At 70.1% G+C, this 18,510-nt stretch carries 15 protein-coding genes; 13 read left to right on the forward strand and 2 right to left on the reverse strand.

The window, feature by feature from the left end; all coding sequences use genetic code 11:
- Positions 1 to 293 precede the first annotated feature (293 nt).
- Positions 294 to 917, reverse strand: coding sequence for a DUF938 domain-containing protein (locus ACPEH1_RS09305; RefSeq protein WP_423715688.1), 624 nt, complete (start codon positions 915 to 917; stop codon positions 294 to 296).
- A gap of 142 nt (positions 918 to 1,059) precedes the next feature.
- Between ACPEH1_RS09305 and ACPEH1_RS09310 the strand changes: the two genes are divergently transcribed.
- Genes ACPEH1_RS09310 through ACPEH1_RS09355 form a run of 10 tightly spaced genes read left to right on the forward strand, consistent with a single transcriptional unit; the run spans position 1,060 to position 13,915 of the window.
- On the forward strand, positions 1,060 to 2,688 hold the full coding sequence (locus tag ACPEH1_RS09310; protein WP_423715689.1) for a TldD/PmbA family protein: 1,629 nt from the start codon (positions 1,060 to 1,062) through the stop codon (positions 2,686 to 2,688).
- 57 nt (positions 2,689 to 2,745) lie between these two features.
- Entirely contained in the window at positions 2,746 to 4,380 is a 1,635-nt protein-coding gene (locus ACPEH1_RS09315; RefSeq protein WP_262071522.1) for a TldD/PmbA family protein, read from the forward strand.
- A 21-nt stretch (positions 4,381 to 4,401) separates the two neighbouring features.
- Complete coding sequence (locus ACPEH1_RS09320) at positions 4,402 to 5,736, forward strand: TldD/PmbA family protein (RefSeq protein WP_017355470.1); 1,335 nt, start codon at positions 4,402 to 4,404, stop codon at positions 5,734 to 5,736.
- 43 nt (positions 5,737 to 5,779) lie between these two features.
- A complete protein-coding gene (locus ACPEH1_RS09325) occupies positions 5,780 to 6,481 on the forward strand; it encodes a DUF4159 domain-containing protein (protein ID WP_017355469.1) in 702 nt (233 codons plus the stop codon).
- A 59-nt stretch (positions 6,482 to 6,540) separates the two neighbouring features.
- Positions 6,541 to 7,524: an AAA family ATPase gene (locus ACPEH1_RS09330; protein ID WP_287250429.1), complete on the forward strand. Its 984-nt coding sequence runs from the start codon at positions 6,541 to 6,543 to the stop codon at positions 7,522 to 7,524.
- Between the two features lie 8 nt (positions 7,525 to 7,532).
- Positions 7,533 to 8,429, forward strand: a complete 897-nt coding sequence (locus ACPEH1_RS09335; RefSeq protein WP_136005663.1) for a DUF58 domain-containing protein — start codon at positions 7,533 to 7,535, stop codon at positions 8,427 to 8,429.
- A 2-nt stretch (positions 8,430 to 8,431) separates the two neighbouring features.
- Positions 8,432 to 9,565, forward strand: coding sequence for a BatA domain-containing protein (locus ACPEH1_RS09340; RefSeq protein ID WP_423715697.1), 1,134 nt, complete (start codon positions 8,432 to 8,434; stop codon positions 9,563 to 9,565).
- A complete protein-coding gene (locus tag ACPEH1_RS09345) occupies positions 9,562 to 11,730 on the forward strand; it encodes a hypothetical protein (protein ID WP_423715690.1) in 2,169 nt (722 codons plus the stop codon). The genes ACPEH1_RS09340 and ACPEH1_RS09345 overlap by 4 nt, the downstream gene beginning before the upstream one ends.
- Positions 11,727 to 13,556, forward strand: coding sequence for a hypothetical protein (locus ACPEH1_RS09350; protein ID WP_313242750.1), 1,830 nt, complete (start codon positions 11,727 to 11,729; stop codon positions 13,554 to 13,556). The genes ACPEH1_RS09345 and ACPEH1_RS09350 overlap by 4 nt, the downstream gene beginning before the upstream one ends.
- 56 nt (positions 13,557 to 13,612) lie before the next feature.
- Entirely contained in the window at positions 13,613 to 13,915 is a 303-nt protein-coding gene (locus tag ACPEH1_RS09355) for a hypothetical protein (RefSeq protein WP_136005672.1), read from the forward strand.
- A gap of 21 nt (positions 13,916 to 13,936) precedes the next feature.
- Here the strand turns inward: ACPEH1_RS09355 and ACPEH1_RS09360 are convergent, their stop codons facing one another.
- The gene (locus ACPEH1_RS09360; protein WP_313242752.1) at positions 13,937 to 14,413 is read right to left on the reverse strand and encodes a hypothetical protein; all 477 of its coding nucleotides are present in this window, start codon (positions 14,411 to 14,413) and stop codon (positions 13,937 to 13,939) included.
- 122 nt (positions 14,414 to 14,535) lie between these two features.
- Here ACPEH1_RS09360 and ACPEH1_RS09365 point away from each other — a divergent pair, with 122 nt between their 5' ends.
- From ACPEH1_RS09365 to ACPEH1_RS09375, 3 genes are read left to right on the forward strand one after another with little or no spacing between them, the layout of a single operon-like run.
- Positions 14,536 to 17,016, forward strand: coding sequence for a DEAD/DEAH box helicase (locus ACPEH1_RS09365; RefSeq protein ID WP_423715691.1), 2,481 nt, complete (start codon positions 14,536 to 14,538; stop codon positions 17,014 to 17,016).
- The gene (locus ACPEH1_RS09370) at positions 17,013 to 18,101 is read left to right on the forward strand and encodes a ribonuclease H-like domain-containing protein (protein WP_423715692.1); all 1,089 of its coding nucleotides are present in this window, start codon (positions 17,013 to 17,015) and stop codon (positions 18,099 to 18,101) included. Before ACPEH1_RS09365 ends, ACPEH1_RS09370 begins: the two co-directional genes overlap by 4 nt.
- Positions 18,102 to 18,159: 58 nt before the next feature.
- Entirely contained in the window at positions 18,160 to 18,504 is a 345-nt protein-coding gene (locus ACPEH1_RS09375) for an I78 family peptidase inhibitor (protein WP_136005681.1), read from the forward strand.
- Positions 18,505 to 18,510 lie beyond the last annotated feature (6 nt).

An 18,510-nucleotide genomic window follows, 5' to 3' on the forward strand; every position in this document is an offset into this window, starting at 1 on the left:
GAGCCCGGCTCTACGGGCGCAGCGCGCGGTGGGTGGCCGCCGACGTAGAGCCGACTTCTAGTCGGCTTCGCGCGCAGCGCGGGGGTTTTCGATGCCAGAACGGAAGGCAGCCGGGCAGAGCCCGGCTCTACGGGCGTCGTGCGCGGTGGGTGGCCGCCGACGTAGAGCCGACGTCTAGTCGGCTTCGCGCGCAGCGCGCGGGGTTTTCGATGCCGGAACGGAAGGCAGCCGGGCAGAGCCCGGCTCTACGGGCGCAGCGCGCGGGTTTCGATGCCGGCGCGCTGCGCGCGCGGTTACGCAAAGCGGTGCCATACCCGCAGGCGGTTGTTGGCCGGCATGGCCACGTCGTCGATCAGCCGCAGGCCCTGGGCGGCGGCCAGTGCGTCCACCGCGTCGGCATCGCGGATGCCCGCCGCGGGGTCGCGCTGCTTCAGCCAGGCATCGAATACCCGGTTGCTGTCGCTGCTGTACTGGCCGCCCTGGTTGAACGGCCCGTAGATGCACAGCAGCGCGTCGTCGGCCATCACCGCCGGCAGTCCGGCGAACAACGCCTCCACGTGCCCCCAGCTCATGATATGCAGGGTGTTGGCGCTGAACACCGCATCGAAGCCCAACGGTGCTTCCGGCAGCGGTGCCAGGCCAGGCACGGGCGACAGCACGGCCTGCAACGGCCACGGGGGCGGAGCATTGGGCAGGGCGGCCTCGGCCAGGCGCTCGGCAATGCCGGGCAGATGGTCCGGGTGGTCGCTGGCCTGCCAGTGCAGGTGCGGCAGCTGCGCGGCGAAGTGCGCCGCATGCTGGCCGGTGCCGCTGCCGATCTCCAGGACGCGGTGGCGGTCCTGCAGGTACCGGCGCAGGACTGTCAGGATCGGCTCGCGGTTGCGCTCGCAGGCGTCGGACCAGCGCTGTTGGCTCATGGCAGGCTCAAGATGAATTCGGATGACCGCCATCCAACCATGACCGCAGTCACTTGTGCCACTGCCCGCCGCCATCGAAAGTCAAGAACTTGTCCACTGCGACCGGTCTGATGCCGATCGCACCGTCGGGGGATGGATCGCTGTGCAACGCCGTGAGTTTCTTGCGCTGTCTGGAATGGGCCTGGCTGGCCTGGTACTGCCGCACGGTCGGCTGATTGCCGCCGAGCAACTGCTCGAGCCCGGCGACCCGGTCCGCAACAGGGTGCTGGCCGAGGCGGCGCTGGGCGCGGCCAAACGCGCCGGCGCCACCTACTGCGACGTACGTATCGGGCGCTACCTCAACCAGGCGGTGATCACCCGCGAGCGCACCGTCCAGAACGTCACCAACAGCGAATCGGCCGGCATCGGCATCCGGGTGATCGTCAACGGCGCCTGGGGCTTTGCGGCCACCCACCAGCGCACGCCGGCGGCGGTGCTGGCCACGGTCGGGCAGGCCGCCGCCATCGCGCGCGCCAACGCCGGCATCCAGACCCGTCCGGTACAGCTGGCGCCGGTAACCGGTGTTGGCGAGGCCAGCTGGAAGACGCCGATCCGCAGGAATGCAATGGCGGTACCGATCCAGGACAAGGTCGAGATGCTGCTGGCGGTCAATGCCGCCGCCCTCGACGCCGGCGCCGATTTCATCAATTCCACATTGTTCCTGGTCAACGAGCAGAAGTACTTCGCCTCCAGCGACGGCTCGTTCATCGACCAGGACGTGCACCGGATCTGGCTGCCGTTCACCGCCACCGCCATCGACAAGGCCACCGGCAAATTCCGCACCCGCGCGGGGCTGTCCTCGCCGATGGGCATGGGCTACGAGTTTCTCGATGGCGACGCCAGCGGCAAGATCGCGCTGCCAGGCGGCGTCACCGCCTACCGCGATTCCTACGATCCGATCGAGGATGCAGTGGCCGCCGCCCGTCAGGCGCGCGAGAAGCTCAAGGCACCGTCGGTCAAGCCAGGCAAGTACGACCTGGTGCTGGACCCGTCCAACCTGTTTCTGACCATCCACGAGAATGTCGGCCACCCGCTGGAACTGGACCGCGTGCTCGGCTACGAAGCCAACTACGCCGGCACCAGCTTCGCCACGCTGGACAAGCGCGAGGCGGGCTTCCGCTGGGGCAGCGACATCGTCAACTTCCATGCCGACAAAACCGCGCCGGGCAGCCTGGGCGCGGTGGGCTACGACGATGAAGGGGTCAAGACCCGGCGCTGGGACCTGGTCAAGGACGGCATCCTGGTCAACTACCAGGCCACGCGCGATGAAGTGCACCTGCTGGGCGAAACCGCCTCGCACGGCTGCAGCTACGCCGATTCCTGGTCCAGCGTGCAGTTCCAGCGCATGGCCAACGTGTCGCTGGCGCCGGGCAGGACGCCGCTCAGCGTGGCCGACATGATCAAGGACGTGGAGAACGGCATCTACATCCACGGCCGCGGCTCGTATTCGATCGACCAGCAACGCTACAACGCGCAGTTCGGCGGCCAGCTCTACTACCAGATCCGGAACGGCCAGATCGCCGGCATGGTCGAGGATGCGGCCTACCAGATCCGTACGCCGGAGTTCTGGAACGCGTGCAGCGCGATCTGCGATGAACGCGACTTCCGCTTCGGTGGCTCGTTCTTCGACGGCAAGGGCCAGCCGGGCCAGGTCTCGGCGGTCTCGCACGGCTCGTCGACCACCCGCTTCAACGGGGTGAACATCATCAATACCGCGCGCAGCCTGGGATGAGCCCGCCGCGCCCGCCGTTCGTTTCCCTGCCACACCACCCTGACGTGGAGCGCCGCCTTGCAAAGACGTGACTTCCTCGCCCTGACCGGGCTTACCGCAGGCGGCCTGATCGTGCCGTCCTTCTTCGGCAAGGTCATTGCCGCCGAACACCTGCACAGCACGCTGGACCCTGCGCTGAAGAAGCGCCTGGCCGATGCGGCGCTGGCTGCCGCGCGCCAGGCCGGCGCCACCTACTGCGATGTGCGCATCGGCCGCTACCTGCGCCAGTTCGTGATCACCCGCGAGGACAAGGTGCAGAACGTGGTCAACACCGAGTCCACCGGTGTGGGCATCCGCGTGATCGTCAACGGGGCATGGGGCTTTGCCGCCACCAACCAGCTCGGGCCGGGCGACGTGGCGCGCGCCGCACAGCAGGCCGCCGCCATCGCCAAGGCCAACGCGGCAGTGCAGACCGCACCGGTGCAGTTGGCCGCCGCGGCGGGGGTGGGCGAGGTCTCCTGGCGCACGCCGATCCGCAAGAATGCGATGGACGTGCCGATCAAGGAGAAGGTGGAGCTGCTGCTGGACGTCAATGCCGCCGCGATGGGCGCCGGCGCCAGCTTCGTCAACTCGATGCTGTTCCTGGTCAACGAGCAGAAGTACTTCGCCTCCACCGACGGTTCCTACATCGACCAGGACGTGCACCGCATCTGGGCGCCGATGACGATCACCGCCATCGACAAGGCAAGCGGCAAGTTCCGCACCCGCGAAGGCCTGTCCTCGCCGATGGGCATGGGCTACGAGTATCTCGATGGCGCGGCGGCGGGCAAGGTGCCGACCCCCAACGGAGTGGTCAACTACAGCACGTCCTACGACATGCGGGAGGACGCCATCGCCGCGGCCAAGCAGGCCCAGGAGAAGCTCAAGGCGCCGTCGGTGAAGCCGGGCAAGTACGACCTGATCCTGGACCCCTCGCACACCTGGCTCACCATCCACGAATCGATCGGCCATCCGCTCGAGCTGGACCGCGTGCTGGGCTACGAGGCCAACTATGCCGGCACCAGCTTCGCCACCCTGGACAAGCGCGAGCAGCAGTTCCAGTACGGCAGCGACAAAGTGAACATCTTCGCCGACAAGACCCAGCCGGGCAGCCTCGGCGCGGTCGCCTACGACGATGAAGGCGTCAAGACCAAGCGCTGGGACCTGATCAGCAACGGCAGGCTGGTGGACTACCAGACCATCCGCGACCAGGCCCATATTCTCGGCAAGACCGAGTCCGACGGTTGCTGCTATGCCGATTCCTGGTCCAGCGTGCAGTTCCAGCGCATGGCCAATGTGTCGATGGCCCCCGGCAAGACGCCGCTGAGCGTGAGCGACATGATCAAGGACGTCGAGAACGGCATCTACATCATCGGCGACGGTTCGTTCTCGATCGACCAGCAGCGCTACAACGCGCAGTTCGGCGGCCAGCTGTTCTATGAGATCAAGAACGGCAGGATCACCCGCATGCTCGAGGACGTGGCTTACCAGATCCGCACACCGGAGTTCTGGAACGCCTGCAGCGCCGTGGCCGATGAGCGTGACTACCGCCTCGGCGGCTCGTTCTTCGACGGCAAGGGCCAGCCGGGCCAGGTCTCGGCGGTCTCGCACGGCTCGTCCACCGCGCGCTTCAACGGCATCAACGTCATCAACACCGCACGCAGCCTCGGCTGACCGGTCAGGAGCCCAATCGCAATGAGTATCTTCACCGAAGCCCAGGCCAAGGCCATCCTCGACAAGGTCATCGCGCTGTCCAAGGCCGACGAATGCACGGCCGTCCTGGCCGGCTCGATCGATGGCAACATCCGTTTCGCGCTCAACAACGTGTCCACCAGCGGCATCGTCGACAACACCGAACTGGCCGTCACCGTGGCCTTCGGCAAGCGCGTGGGCACCGCCTCGATCAACGAGTTCGACGATGCCGCGCTGGAACGCGTGGTCCGTCGTGCCGAAGACCTGGCGCGTCTGGCACCGGAGAATCCGGAGTTCATGCCCGCCATCGGCAGGCAGACCTACACCGCCAGCCCCACGTTCAGCGCCTCCACCGCCGCCATCGACCCGGCGTTCCGCGCCAAGGTTGCCGCCGATTCGATCGCACCGTGCCGCGGCAACGGACTGATCGCCGCCGGCTTCCTGGAAGACGGGCAGAGCTTCTACGCCACTGCCAACAGCAACGGCAACTTCGGTTACCAGCGCAGCACCAATTTCGACTACACCTGCACCGTGCGCACCGAAGACGGCCGCGGCTCGGGCTGGGTCGGCCGCAACCTGAAGGACGCCGCCGACTTCAAGGCCGACCAGGACATCCGCATCGCCATGCGCAAGGCCACCGAATCGGCAGAAGCCAAAGCGCTGGAGCCGGGCAAGTACACCGTGATCCTGGAGCCGGCCGCCGCCGCGGGCCTGATCAGCTTCATGATGAACTTCTTCGACGCGCGCGCGGCTGATGAAGGCCGCAGCTTCCTGTCCAGGAAGGGCGGCGGCAACAAGCTGGGCGAGCAGGTCTACGATCCGCGCGTGAACTTCAGCGCCGACCCGTGGAATCCCGAGGCTCCGGTGCTGCCGTGGGATGGCGAAGGCCAGCCGCGCCAGAAGCTGGCCATCGTCGAGAACGGCCGCATCGCCAACCTGAACTACTCGCGGTACTGGGCGCAGAAGCAGGGCAAGACCGCCAACGCGCGGGCGGGCAACCTGCTGATGGCCGGTGGCGACAAGAGCACCGCCGAGCTGGTGCGCGGCACCCAGAAGGGCATTCTGGTGACCCGGACCTGGTACATCCGCATGGTCGATCCGCAGACTGTGCTGCTGACCGGACTCACCCGCGATGGCACGTTCTACATCGAGAACGGACAGATCAAGTACCCGGTCAAGAACTTCCGCTTCAACGAATCGCCGGTGATCATGCTCAACAACATCGAAGAGCTCGGCAAGCCGGTGCGCGTGGCTGGCGACGAGTCCAGCCTGGTGATGATGATCCCGCCGATGAAGCTGCGCGATTTCACCTTCACCTCGCTGTCCGACGCGGTCTGATGCAGCCCTGTCGTCCCCGAGGGTGGCGGAGCGGCGCGCGGCGATGAACCGCGCGCAGTTTCTTCGGGCACTGCTGGGCGGCGCCGCGCTTGCGGCGCTGCCGTCGTGGGCCGGCGCGCAGGCCGGCCGCTACGATTTCTGGTTCACCCGGCTCAAGTACGACTCCGGCGACTGGGACGTGGATGCGCGCATGCCGTCCAACGTGATCACCTCGCTGATCGACTACACCTCGCTGCGCGTGGACCCGCAGGAGCACGTGATCGCGCTCGCCGACCCCCGCATGCTGCAGGCCCCGTTCTGCTACCTGGCCGGGCACAAGCTGGTCGAGTTCAACGCGGCCGAGCGACAGAACTTCGTGCGCTACGTGCGCAACGGCGGCTTCGTGTTCGTGGATGACTGCAACCACGATATCGACGGCCTGTTCGCCACCTCGTTCGAAGCGCAGATGGCTGCATTGTTCGGCCCCCGCGCGCTGAAGAAGCTGCCCAACACGCATGCGCTGTACCGCAGCTTCTTCCGTTTTCCGGACGGGCCGCCGGCGACCGGTTTCGAGCTCAACGGCTGGGGCGACGACCTGGTCCACGACTACCTCAAGGGCATCGAGATCGACGGCCGGCTGGGCGTGCTCTACAGCAACAAGGACTATGGCTGCGAGTGGGATTACGACTGGCGCAACAAGCGCTTCCTCGCCGAAGACAACACCCGTTTCGCGGTCAACATCGTCATGTACGCCCTCAACAGTTGATCCTCCCGCCAACGGCCCACCCAGCCTCTGCGCCACGCCTCCTTCCTACAGGTTCCGCCATGACCACCGCCGACATCGACACCCTCCTGCCGAAACTGCACCAGCTGCGCGAGGCGCTTGGCCAGGCGGTGGTGGGCCAGCATGCGGTGGTGGAGCAGTTGCTGATCGGCCTGCTGGCCGGCGGCCACTGCCTGCTCGAAGGCGCGCCGGGACTGGGCAAGACACTGCTGGTGCGCTCGCTCGGGCAGGCGCTGGACCTGCAGTTCCGCCGCGTGCAGTTCACCCCCGACCTGATGCCCAGCGACATCCTGGGCACGGAGCTGCTGGAAGAAGACCACGGCACCGGCCACCGTCACTTCCGTTTCCAGAAGGGACCGATCTTCACCCACCTGCTGCTCGCCGACGAGCTCAACCGCACCCCGCCCAAGACCCAGGCCGCGCTGCTGGAAGCGATGCAGGAACGCACGGTCAGCTACGCCGGCACCACCTACATGCTGCCGGCGCCGTTCTTCGTGCTGGCCACGCAGAACCCGATCGAGCAGGCGGGCACGTACCCGCTGCCCGAAGCGCAGCTGGACCGCTTCCTGCTGCATGTCCGGGTGGACTACCCCACCGAGCAGGAAGAACGCGACATCCTGCTGCAGACCACCGGCAGTGCGGCCGGCACGGTGCCGCAGGTGATGCATGCCGAGGATGTGCTGGCGCTGCAGGCTGCCGTCCGCCAGGTGCATGTCAGCGACGATGTGCTGACCTGGATCACCCGCGTGGTGCGGGCCAGCCGGCCCGGTAGCGGTGCGCCGGACGCGGTCAACCACTGGATCAAGTGGGGGGCCGGCCCGCGCGCCGGGCAGTCGCTGGTGCTCGCCGCCAAGGCCCGGGCGCTGCTGCAGGGTCGCTTTGCCGCCACCCGTGAGGATGTGCAGGCGCTGGTGGGGCCGGTGATGCGTCATCGCCTGCTGCTCTCCTTTGCCGCCGAGGCCGAACAGAAAAGCGCCGACGATGTGATCCACGCGCTGCTGCAGGCCGTGCCGTTCCCGGCCTGAGCGCTGCCGTGACGCCGCACGCGCCGATCCTCCTGCCCGCCGATGTGCGCAGCCGTCTGAAGACGCTGCGCCTGCTGCCTCGCCGTGCGCGCGGTACGCACGCGATCGGCCAGCACGCCAGCCGCAGTCGCGGGGCCGGTCTGGAGTTCGCCCAGTATCGGGCCTACGAGCCGGGCGACGCGCTGCGCCAGATCGACTGGAAGCTGTACGCCCGCTCGGACCGTTTTTTCGTGCGCGAATCCGAGCGCGAGAGCCCGGTCACGGTGTGGGTACTGGTGGATGCCAGCGCGTCGGCCACACAGGCCGACCGCGCGCGTCCGGACTGGTCGCGGCTGGACCACGCCTGCGCCACTGCGGCCTGTCTGGTGGAGCTGGCGCTGCAGCAGGGCGACCGGTTCGGCCTGATTGCCGTGGGTGGCGACGGTGTGCGGCTGGTGCCGGCCGGCAGCGGACCGCGCCAGCGCGACCGCGTGCACCTGCTGCTGCGCCAGCTGCATGCACACGGTGGCTGGCCGGCCGCCACGGCGCTGCGCCCGGTGTGGGAACGCGTGCAGGCCGGGGACATGCTGATCGCCCTGGGCGACGGGTTCGATGACGCCGGCGTCGCGCTGCTGGAGCGGCTGGCGGCGGCGCGGCGCGAAGTACTGCATCTCCAGCTGCTCAGCGCCGAAGAGCGTGATTTCCCGTTCACCGACGGCCATCGTTTCCACGACCCGGAAACCGGCGAGGAACTGCTCGGCGACGGCCGTGCGATCCGCGAGGGCTATCTGGCCCGGTTCGCGGCGGCGCAGCGCGCGCTGCACGCGCGCCTTCAGGCAGCGGGCATCGTCACGGCAACGGGGTACCTGGACCAGCCGCTGGATGTGCCCCTGCGCACACTGTTCGCACCGGGCAGTGCTGCATGAGCCTGACTCTGCTGTTCCCGCTCGGGTTGCTGGCGCTGGCCGCGCTGCTGGTGCCGCTGCTGATCCACCTGGCGCGGCGCCATCAGTACGCCCCGCTGTCGTTCGCCGCCCTGCGCTGGCTGCGTGCCAAGGCGCGCCCGCGCCAGCGCATCCGGTTCGATGAATGGCCGCTGCTGCTGGTGCGCCTGCTGCTGCTGGCTGTCCTGGCACTGCTGCTGGCCCGTCCGCTGCTGCACGGTACCGCCGCCGATACCCACGCGGTCACCGCGGTCGCGCCCGGCCTGGAGGGTGCCGCGCTGCGCGGCACGGACACGGCCGGCGACTGGCGCTGGCTGGCGCCGGGCTTCCCACCGCTGCACGCCGCCGCCCCGGCCGCGCCTCAACCGCTGGCCAGCCTGCTGCGTGAACTGGACCAGCTGCTGCCGGCCGGCACGCCGCTCACCGTCTACGTGCCCGATCCGCTGCCCGGCCTGGATGCGCAACGCCCGCGTCTGTCGCGCAGCGTACGTTGGCAGCCAGTGCCGGCACCGCCCCCCCGCGCAGACGACGCTCGGCCACGCCTGCCCACGCTGCAGCCCGGCGGCCACCCGGCCGACGCGGGCAGCGTACCGGTGCTGGAGGCCCTGCAACGCGCGTGGAACGGGAAGGCGCTCGCGGCACCGCGCGCCGCGGACAGCGCGCCCGACGTGGGTCAGATCGGGGTATGGCTGTCGCCCGCCGCGCTGCCGGAGCGCTGGCAGGCGTGGGTGCGGCAGGGCGGCACGGTACTGCTCGCCACGCCGGGCGCCGCACACGGGGAAGGCTGGTCGACCGCCCTGCGCGATGCCGAGGGCAGACCGCTGCTCCAGCAGCGCGCGGTCGAGCGGGGCAGGCTGCTGCGCTTCACGGGGGCGATGTCGCCCAGCGCGTTGCCCGCGTTGCGCGAGGCCGATCTGCCACGTCGCCTGCTCTCCGTGCTCGCGCCCCCGGCGGCGCCGCAGCTCGCCGTAGCCGCGACGCAGGTACCGCTGACCGGCGCGCCCGCGCCGCGTGCGACCCCGCGCGATCCCGTCCCGTGGCTGCTGGCGTTGATCGTGCTGCTGTTCGCGCTGGAACGCGCCCTGGCCACCGCGCCGCGCCGCGAGGCCGGCGCATGAGCGCGCGCGTGCAGCAGGCCTGGCAGCGTGCACGCCGGCGCCGTTGGTGGAGCAGCGCGCTGATCGGCCTGCCGCTCGCCGTGGCCGCCACCGCGCTCGCCCTGCGCGTGGCCGGCTTCAACCCGGCCGCGGTGGTGCTGCTGCTGGCCCTGCTGGCAACAACAGGCATCGCCACCTGGCGCGCGCGGCGGCTGGACCGTCGCTGGCTGGTCCGGCAGCTCGACCGGCATCCCGTCGCGCAGGACAGTGCCGACCTGCTGTTCGCTGCGCCCGACACCCTCAACCCCCTGCAGCAGCGCCAGCGCCAGCATGTCGCCACGGCGCTGCAGTCCGCCCCGCCGGACCTGCGTCCGCGCTGGCCCGCGCGCGCGCTGTGGCCGGCCTGGATCGGCGCGCTGCTGGTGATCGCCCTGGCGTTGGGGTGGCCGCGCAGCCGTGACACCGCCGTTGCACCGGGCCCTGGGCCGGTTGCGAACAGTACCCAGGCGCCGCCGCCGCAGCTGCAGTCCACCCGACTGCAGATCCGCGCACCGGCCTACACCGGTCAGCCCGTGCGCGTGCAGGCCGTGCTGGATGCGAAGGTCGCCCAGGGCAGCCAGCTGCAGTGGGCGTTGCGCTTCTCCGCACCGCCGACAAGCGCGGCACTCCAGTTCCACGACGGCCAGCGCCTGCCGCTGCAGCGCCACGGCGACACATGGACCATGCAATCCACTGCTTCACGGCCGCGGCTGTACCGCGTGGTCACCACGCCGGCACTGCACGACAACCGGCTGTACCGCCTCGACGTAGTGCCCGACCGTGCGCCGGGCGTGCGCGTGATCGCCCCGGACCGCAGTCTGGTGCTCGGCGCACCCGGCCAACGCCAGTGGGCCCTGCAGTTCGAGGCGAGCGACGACTACGGCGTCGCCGCCACTGCCGAGCTCAAGGTGACCCTCGCCCAGGGCAGTGGCGAGAACATCACTTTCCGCGAGCAGCGCATCCCCCTGACCGGCAGCGGGCCCGCCACCCAGCGCCGCTTCGCGCGCACGCTCGATCTGGCCGCACTCGGCGCGGCGCCGGGCAATGATGTGATCGCGCAGCTGCAGGTGCGCGACAACCGCGCGCCCATCGCCCAGACCGGCCAGAGCACCAGCGTGATCCTGCGCCTGCCCAGCACCGAGCAGATACAGACCGCCGACCTGGAAGGCATGGTCAAGAAGACCCTGCCAGCCTATTTCCGCAGCCAGCGCCAGATCATCATCGATGCCGAAGCGCTGATCCGGTTGCGCGGGCAGTTGCCGCCCGGGGAGTTCGTCCGGCGCGCCGATGCGATCGGCGTGGACCAGCGCATCCTGCGCCTGCGCTATGGCCAGTTCCTGGGGGAGGAAAGCGAAGGCGCAGCGAAGCCGCCGCCGACCAGCGATGCCCTGCCGACCAGCGACGCTCCTGCGACGCAGGACCAGGAGCACGATCACGACACGGCCGACGCGGCCGGCCACGCGCAGGCCGGCCACGACGACCACGACCACAGCGGCGCGACGGCGGGCGGCCCGCCGGTATTCGGCAGCGCCACCGATGTGCTGTCCGAGTACGGCCACACCCACGACCACGCCGAAGCCGCCACGCTGCTCGATCCGCAGACCCGCGCCACGCTGAAGGCCGCACTCGACCAGATGTGGTCCTCCGAGGGCGAGCTGCGCCAGGGCCGTCCCGACGCGGCGCTGCCGTACGCCTACAAGGCGCTGGCCTTCATCAAACAGGTGCAGCAGGCCGAGCGCATCTACCTGGCGCGGATCGGGCCGGAACTGCCGCCGATCGATGAGAGCCGCCGCCTCGGCGGCGACCGCACCGACCTCGGCAACCGCACCCTGCCGTTGCAGGCCGTGCCCGCCCCCGATCCGGCCATCGTCGCGGTCTGGCAGCAGCTGGCCGACACCGACGGCGCACCGGACCTGGATGCGGTGAGCGGCTGGCTGCGCGCCAATGAGACGCGCCTGTCCGATCCGCTCAGCCTGGCGGCGGCCATCGAAGCGCTGCGCATGGCACCGGAATGCAGCGAGTGCCGGACTACGCTGCGCGCCCAACTGTGGCGGGCGCTGCTGCGGCCGCCGCCGCAGGTCTCGCGACGCACCGCGCCGGATCGGATGGGCCAGACCTGGCTGGATGCCCTGGAGAACGTCCGATGAGCGATGCCCGCTGGATTGCCGTCGCACTGGCCGTCATCGTGCTGCTCGGCAGCGCACGCCTGCTCTGGCACCAGCGGCAGGGTCCACGTCGCAGCGCAGGGCGACTGCTGTGCCTGCTCGTGCTGCAGGCAGCCAGTGGCGTGCTGCTGTTCCGGTGCCTGGTGCCTCCGCAGACCAGCGCACCCGCCGGCCAGCTGACCGTGCTCACCGCCGCCGCCGACACCGTGCGCTGGACGCGCTCCCCCGGCGACACCGTGATCGCCCTGCCCGAGGCACCGGCCCATGCCGACAGCCGCCCCGCGCCCGATCTCGCCACCGCGCTGCGACAGCATCCGGGTACGCGGTCGCTGCGCGTGATCGGCGATGGCCTGTCCGCACGTGACCGCGATACGCCGCTGCCGGCACAGGTGAGCGCGCGTGCCTCCCCACCGCCGGTCGGATGGGTGGCGCTGCAGCCGCCTTCCGCTGCCGCCCCTGGCGCGGTGTTTGTCCTGCGCGCGCGTGCGCAGGGCGTGGCCACGGCAAGCGCCGAGCTGCTGGACCCGGCCGGCAGGGTGGTCGATCGCGCCCGCATCGGCGACGACGGCCGCGTGCAGCTGCAGGGCGTGGCCCGCGCCAGCGGCCGCAGCGAGTTCCGTCTGCGCCTGCTCGACGCCGATCAGCACGCGGTGGACAGCATCGTCGTCCCGCTGCAGACCATCGCCGAGCCCGTGCCACGTGTGGTGATCGTCGCCGGCGCGCCGGGGCCGGAACTCAAGTACCTGCGCCGTTGGGCCACCGACACCGGCCTGGCGGTCCAGACGCAGGCCAGCGCGGGAGGCGGGGTCCTGCTCGGCGACGGCCCGGTCGCGCTCAGCGCCGCGCGCCTGGCCGCCACCGATGTCCTGATCCTCGACGAACGCAGCCTGGCCGCCCTCGATGGCGCGCAGCGCGGCGCCGTGCAGCAGGCACTGCGCAACGGACTGGGGGTGCTGGTGCGCACCTCCGGGCCGCTTCCCGACGGCGCACGCCAGACCCTGCGCAACTGGGGCCTGGCCGTCACCGGCAGCAGCCAGACCCTGCCGTTGTCCCTGCCGGCCGATCCCGACCCGGCACTGCTGCAGGCGCGGCGCGGGCCGCCACGCCCGTCAGGTCAACCTACCGTCCATGCCGACGAGGCCGACGCCGCATCACGCAGTGCCGCTGCTCCTGTACTGGAACAGTTCACCCTGCGCACAGCCGATGCCAGCGCGCTGCTGCACGACGCGAAGGGCGCGGCCATCGGTGGCTGGCGCGGCATCGGCCAGGGCCGGCTGGCGCTGCTGCCGGTTACCGACACCTATCGGCTGGTGCTGGCCGGCCGCGATGACCGGCATGCCGAGCTGTGGAGCGGCATGCTGACCACGCTGGCACGCGCGCTGCCGGCCACCGCCACGGTCCGTCCCGGCAGCGCCACGCCCTGGGCCGGCGAGCGCCTCGCGCTGTGCAATCTGCAGGGACCCACGCAGGTCCGCGCGCCGGACGGCAGCGACACCGCCCTGGTCATCGATCCATCCAGCGGCACCGATGCCTGCGCCGGCTACTGGCCGCAGCAGCCGGGGTGGCACCAGTTGCGCCACGGCGATACAACGCAGGCCGTGTACGTTTTCGACCCAGCTGGCGCGCAGGCGCTGTACCGCCAGCAACTGCGCGAGGCCAACGCCGTGCGCGTGGGCCGCGCCGACCGCGCCACAGCCACCACCCACGCGGTGCCAGGCCCGCGCTGGCCGTGGCTGCTGGCGTTCGTGCTGGTGAGTGGCCTGCTCTGGTGGCTGGAGAGACGGCGCCCGCGGGCAGCGACGGCCTGATCGACGTGCGCGCTGTCGCACATGCCTATACTGCGTCTCCACAGGGAGGATCATGCATGTCGCGAGTTGCAACGATGATGGCCATGACGCTGGCAGCCGGTGCAGCGGTGTTGAACGCCGGCACGGCCGGGGCAGCGGTGATCGGCCCCAGCAACATGACCGCCAGCCGCTACCCCGAACCGCGCTGCCAGCCGCCGCGCAGGGCCACGGGCAACAGCCCGTCCGAGCTGAGCCGCTACCAGAGCGACGTCAAGGAACATTTCCGCTGTGTGGAGAAGTACGTGGAAGCGGCGCAGAACGACATCCGGCGCATCCAGGAGTCGATGGACGACGCCGTCAGGGGCGCCAGGCGCTACTGAGCACCCGGCCTGCGGCGGCGGTCACCCGCCCGGTGGCGCGCCGCAGCCGTCCTGCGCGCACAGCAGCAGCGCACGGCGCTGCTGCGCCTCGTCAAGCGCCGGCGACGGCCGTGCGGTGGCCGCCTGGATCGGGTCCGGGGCGCGGGTCAGGGTGTGCAGCCCCTGCGCGGTTTTGCCGATGACGTAATAGATTCCCATCATCACGTAGCCGCCGCTCATGCCCACCTGCTCCAGCGACGGCGCCTCGCGCCAGGCGCGGTTGAAGGTATTGGGCTCGATCTGGACCGGACTCCGGTACCCGTACAGGTCCAGCGGCACGTCCTCATCGGGTTTGAGCGCACGCACTTCGCCCAGTGTGGTCACGTCCCCGCGCGCCGCGGGCGGCGGCGTGCCCGTCTCCGGCGGCGGACCGGAAGGGGGCTGGGCCTGTGCCAGGCCGGCCAGCATCATGCCGGCGACTGCGGTGATGCGATGTCCTCCCCTTGCCACACTCACCATCCTGGTCCGTTGCGTGCGTCGGCAGATGATACGCAGGCGACCTTCAGATTTCGTTGCGCGCGTGTCTCAATCGATGAGACACGGCTGTGGTTTCATGGCGTCCTTTGCAGACCGTTGTACTCATGGCTTACGAACTCGCCAAGCGCACCGAGGACGCCGAGCGCCGCCTCGCCACCACCGATGGCCTGCCCTCGCGCAACGGCGCGCTGCTGACCGCGCGGCTGCAGCGCCGCTATGCCGACCGCATCACCGGCAGCTTCACCCTGCCCGGCCGCGAAGGCCGCTATGCGCCGCTTCCCACCGATGTGCCGGCCGCCCTGGCTGCCGCATTGAAGGCGCGTGGCATCGAACAGCTCTACAGCCACCAGGCCGAGGCCTGGGCGGCCACCCAGCGCGGCGAGCACGTGGCCATCGTCACCCCCACCGCCAGCGGCAAATCGCTGTGCTACACCCTGCCGGTGGTCAGCGCGGCCATGCAGGGCAAGGCCAAGGCGCTGTACCTGTTCCCCACCAAAGCGCTGGCCCAGGACCAGGTGGCCGAACTGCTGGAGCTCAACCGCGCCGGTGACCTGGGGGTCAAGGCCTTCACCTTCGATGGTGATACCCCCGGCGACGCACGCCAGGCGATCCGCCTGCACGGCGACATCGTGGTCTCCAACCCGGACATGCTGCACCAGGCGATCCTGCCCCATCACACCAAGTGGGCGCAGTTCTTCGAGAACCTGCGGTATGTGGTGATCGATGAAGTGCACACCTACCGGGGCGTGTTCGGCAGCCACGTCACCAACGTGCTGCGCCGGCTCAAGCGTATCTGCGCCTTCTACGGGGTGGAGCCGCAGTTCATTCTGTGCTCGGCCACCATCGGCAACCCGCAGGCGCATGCCGAAGCGCTGATCGAAGCACCGGTCACCGCCATCACCGAATCCGGCGCGCCCAGCGGGCCCAAGCACGTGCTGCTGTGGAACCCGCCCGTGGTCAATGCCGACCTCGGCCTGCGCGCCTCGGCGCGCTCGCAGAGCAACCGCATCGCGCGCATCGCGATCAAGTCCGGGCTGAAGACGCTGATCTTCGCGCAGAGCCGGCTGATGGTCGAAGTGCTGACCAAATACCTCAAGGACATCTTCGACCACGATCCGCGCAAGCCGGCGCGCATCCGCGCGTATCGCGGCGGCTACCTGCCCACCGAGCGCCGGGAGACCGAACGCGCCATGCGCGCCGGCACCATCGACGGCATCGTCAGCACCTCGGCGCTGGAGCTGGGCGTGGATATCGGCAGCCTGGACGTGGTGATCCTCAATGGCTATCCGGGCAGCGTCGCGGCCACCTGGCAGCGCTTTGGCCGCGCCGGCCGCCGCCAGCAGCCCGCCCTGGGGGTGATGGTGGCCAGCTCGCAGCCGCTGGACCAGTACGTGGTGCGGCACCCGGACTTCTTCGCCGATGCCTCGCCCGAACATGCGCGCATTGCCCCGGACCAGCCGCTGATCCTGTTCGACCACATCCGCTGCGCCGCCTTCGAACTGCCGTTCCTGGCCGGCGACCCGTTCGGCCCGATCGACCCGCTGGTGTTCCTTGAAGCACTGGCCGAAACAGAGGTCGTGCATCGCGAGGGCGATCGGTGGGAGTGGATCGCCGACAGCTACCCGGCCAACGCGGTGAGCCTGCGCTCGGTGGCCGATGGCAACTTCGTGGTGGTCGACCGCAGCGACGGCAAGCAGCAGATCATCGCCGAGGTGGACTATTCCGCCGCCGCGCTCACCCTGTATGAAGGCGCCATCCACATGGTGCAGTCCACGCCGTACCAGGTGGAGCGGCTGGACTGGGAGGGCCGCAAGGCCTACGTCACCCGCACCCACGTGGACTACTACACCGACAGCATCGACTTCACCAAGCTCAAGGTGCTGGACCGGTTCGACGGCTGCCAGGCCGGGCGCGGCGACTCGCATCACGGCGAAGTTCACGTGGTGCGCCGCGTGGCCGGCTACAAGAAGATCCGTTACTACACCCACGAGAACATCGGCTACGGCCCGGTCAACCTGCCCGACCAGGAACTGCACACCACCGCAGTGTGGTGGCAGCTGCCGCAGGCGCTGCTGCTGACCGCCTTCGACAGCAAGCAGGAGGCGCTGGACGGCTTCCTGGGTGCGGCGTATGCGCTGCATATCGTCGCCACCGTGGCGGTGATGGCCGATGCCCGCGACCTGCAGAAGGCAGTCGGCAATGGCGACGGTGCATGGTTTGCGGTGGCCGACCAGAGCGGCCGCGGCCAGCTGCGCGGTGCCGAGTTCGATGCCAGCGCGATCGAGCTGCAGCAGCAGTTCGTGCCTACCGTCTACCTGTACGACAACTTCCCCGGTGGCGTCGGCTTGAGTGAGCCGCTGTGGCTGCGCCAGGCCGAACTGCTGCAGCGCGCCCGAGAACTGGTGCAGCGCTGCGACTGCAAAGCCGGGTGCCCGGCCTGCGTGGGACCGGTGCTGGCCGGCCAGGAAGACGATGCCACCACACCCAGGGCGCTGGCACTGCACGTGCTGGACCTGTTCGACGCGCATGCGCTGCCCAGCGCCGCCGAGCGCGAGCGCGCCGCCGCCGAGGTGGTGCCGCAGTGAGCCTGAGCCTGGACAAGCTGCGCCTGTTGCGGCGGCAGGCCGGGGACGCCACCCCGGCGCCGGCGGCGTCGGCAGGTCCTGACCGTGGACCGGTCCCCCACGACGCGCCGTCTGGCGCGCTCCCGTCCGCTGCCAATGATGCGCAGGCGCGCCCCTCTGCACCGGCCTCGGTGTTCGCCTGGGTCGAACAGGAGATCCGTCACAAGCCCACCGGTGACGCGGCCCCGGTCCCGGTAGTGGCAGCCCCCGCGCCCGCCCTGCGCACGCCCGAGGTTGGCAGCCTGCATCGCCTGCTCGGCCTGCGCGCACGCGGCGCTGCGCCGGCCGCCCTGCCCCGCGCCAACGCGCAGGACCGCCACGTCCCCGGTGAGGAGATCGCGCCGGGCCTGTTCCTGATTGAATCGTTCCTGCCGCAGCCCGTGCCGACCCAGCCGCTCTCGCTGGCGTTTGCCAGGCGCGAGGGCGAGCAGGTCCAGCCGCAGGACCTGCTGTTCTTCGATACCGAAACCACCGGCCTGGCCGGCGGCACCGGCACCCGCGCCTTCATGATCGGCGCGGCCGACTGGTACGCCCATCCCGACCAGGGCGACGGCCTGCGCATCCGCCAGCTGGTGATCACCACCCTCGGCGCGGAAACGGCGATGCTGCGTACGTTCGCCGGGTGGTTGCGGCCGGGCCTGGTGTTCTGCAGCTACAACGGCCGCTGCTACGACGCGCCGCTGTTGAAGACGCGTTTCCGGCTGGCCCGTCACGGTGACCCGATCAGCGCGCACGACCATGTGGATCTGCTGTTCCCCACCCGCCGCCGCTACCGTGGCACCTGGGAGAACTGCCGGCTGGCCACCATCGAGCGCCAGCTGCTGCAGATCGTGCGCGAGGACGACCTGCCCGGTTCGGAGGCCCCGGCCGCATGGCTGAACTACCTGCGCGGGGGCAGCGCGCTGAACCTGCGCCGGGTGGCCGACCACAACCACCAGGATGTGGTGACGCTGTCGATGCTGATGCTGCGGCTGGTGGCCGAGGAACAGCAGGAGCGCGAAACGCTGGCCCTGCAGGCCGTTGAACCCCCGCAGCGGCCGCGTTGACGCCGCGTAACGGCCCGCCCACGGACACTGCCGGTACCTACCGTGGGAGGAGTACCGCATGCGTTGGAATCTGATGTTCGCCGTGGCGTGCGCGTTGCCGCTGGCAGCCTGCAGCCATCCGGCCAGAACCGCCTCCGGCCCGTCGGCGGCGGCCGACGCCCCACCGGCCGCCACCGAACCTGCCGTGGCCGGCAGCGCGGCACGCTGCGATCCGGAGAAGGTGGCCAGCCTGGTCGGAAAGACCGCCACCGAAGCGGTGGTGCAGCAGGCCGTGAAGGCCAGCGGCGCGCGGCATGCGCGCGTGCTCAAGCCGGGGATGGCGATGACGATGGACTTCCGCGAGGATCGCCTCAGCCTGGAAGTGGACGCGCAGAACAGGATCGTGCGCGCCAACTGCGGGTGACCCCGT

Source organism: Stenotrophomonas sp. NPDC077421 (genome assembly GCF_049545505.1).
GTDB classification, from domain to species: Bacteria; Pseudomonadota; Gammaproteobacteria; order Xanthomonadales; family Xanthomonadaceae; genus Stenotrophomonas; species Stenotrophomonas nematodicola.

Excerpts from the sequence above, each read along its gene's own strand:
- ACPEH1_RS09305 (WP_423715688.1), bottom strand. The coding sequence starts at position 917 with ATGAGCCAACAGCGCTGGTCCGACGCCTGCGAGCGCAACCGCGAGCCG.
- ACPEH1_RS09320 (WP_017355470.1), top strand. The coding sequence starts at position 4,402 with ATGAGTATCTTCACCGAAGCCCAGGCCAAGGCCATCCTCGACAAGGTC.
- ACPEH1_RS09325 (WP_017355469.1), top strand. The coding sequence starts at position 5,780 with ATGAACCGCGCGCAGTTTCTTCGGGCACTGCTGGGCGGCGCCGCGCTT.
- ACPEH1_RS09330 (WP_287250429.1), top strand. The coding sequence starts at position 6,541 with ATGACCACCGCCGACATCGACACCCTCCTGCCGAAACTGCACCAGCTG.
- ACPEH1_RS09345 (WP_423715690.1), top strand. The coding sequence starts at position 9,562 with ATGAGCGCGCGCGTGCAGCAGGCCTGGCAGCGTGCACGCCGGCGCCGT.
- ACPEH1_RS09350 (WP_313242750.1), top strand. The coding sequence starts at position 11,727 with ATGAGCGATGCCCGCTGGATTGCCGTCGCACTGGCCGTCATCGTGCTG.
- ACPEH1_RS09355 (WP_136005672.1), top strand. The coding sequence starts at position 13,613 with ATGTCGCGAGTTGCAACGATGATGGCCATGACGCTGGCAGCCGGTGCA.
- ACPEH1_RS09360 (WP_313242752.1), bottom strand. The coding sequence starts at position 14,413 with ATGGTGAGTGTGGCAAGGGGAGGACATCGCATCACCGCAGTCGCCGGC.
- ACPEH1_RS09365 (WP_423715691.1), top strand. The coding sequence starts at position 14,536 with ATGGCTTACGAACTCGCCAAGCGCACCGAGGACGCCGAGCGCCGCCTC.
- ACPEH1_RS09375 (WP_136005681.1), top strand. The coding sequence starts at position 18,160 with ATGCGTTGGAATCTGATGTTCGCCGTGGCGTGCGCGTTGCCGCTGGCA.